1 protein-coding gene is annotated in these 1,108 nt (G+C 37.7%); it reads left to right on the top strand.

Annotated features, from left to right (window positions below):
- Nucleotides 1-755: 755 nt before the first annotated feature.
- Nucleotides 756-1,001 (top strand): site-2 protease family protein, encoded by a 246-nt coding sequence (locus tag ACYVRH_RS13095; protein WP_461257340.1) that lies wholly within the window; start codon nt 756-758, stop codon nt 999-1,001.
- The last annotated feature ends 107 nt before the right edge of the window (nt 1,002-1,108 follow it).

Genomic DNA, 1,108 nt, shown 5'->3' with positions numbered 1-1,108 from the left:
ACAGAAGCTAACATAATTACACCTCAATATTGTAATTATATTGTAATTACAAAAATTTGTCAAGATTATGTACGGACAACGGCAAGATATGTGCAAAAAGTTCGTGTTGGTTCGTGGTAAAATTTCTTCTTGCTCATAATTCCTCTATAACTCTTTAATTATTCAGAGATAGCCATGAGCTTCCAAATATTCCTTCAATATGTTCTTCTTTATACAATAGTTTATCGCATTTCTTACCCCTTTTTAAAGCGAATTTTCTTTCTTCTTGTATTCGCGAATCTTGCCCACAAAAACACTGTAGCTGTCCAAAGTTTCGCATTTTTTTAATATTTCGGGATTATGCCCGTAGTTTACGTTGTAGACATGCACGATTAATTCCAATGGTATTTTATCAGAATCCGTTAATTTAAAACCTTAAGACATCCGGGTCGCTGAACAGCGAAGAAAAAACGCTGTCCTTGTGTTTTCTGTTAACATTTTCCATAATGAACTCCAATACAGTTTTGTACCGAACCTTCGAAAGAAGGTTCAAAAATTACATACCTATATATGGCGCCCAAGTATGCACCGCGTTAAGCGGTGTAGATAAATAAATTAACACGGCGTGGCGCACAATAAAAGTATTAAAGCGAACCGAGGGATTTGAGCATTTCACCGATAAGCGCGTAAAAAAGAGTGAAAATCAAAGGGTTTTGTCCGTTATCTTATCGTGAAGTCTTCTGGAATAAATTTATAAATTATGTTATCATAAATTCATGTTTATACTGAAAATAGCGTTAGGGCTATTCGGACTGGGGATTGTAGTTTTTTTTCACGAGCTTGGGCATTTTCTTGCCGCACGTCTAGTAAAAATTGACGTTGAGGCGTTTTCTATCGGGTGGGGGAAGCCGTTTTTAAAAAAGAAAATAGGAGCGGTGGAATACCGGCTTGGGATGTTTCCGGTTGGCGGAGACTGCAAAATGAAAGGTGAGACAGATTATAATGAGGCTTATGCGCTTTAAACCAGCCTTATGAAAGGCGAACTCGACTGGCGGAGTGGAATGAGGGATGCAAAGAACGAAGGCCGTAAAGAAGAAAAACTTGATATTGCCCGAAATCTTAAAGGGAT

The sequence above is a fragment of the Treponema sp. R80B11-R83G3 genome, assembly GCF_054786115.1.
This window is presented reverse-complemented; position numbering and strand designations above follow the sequence as displayed.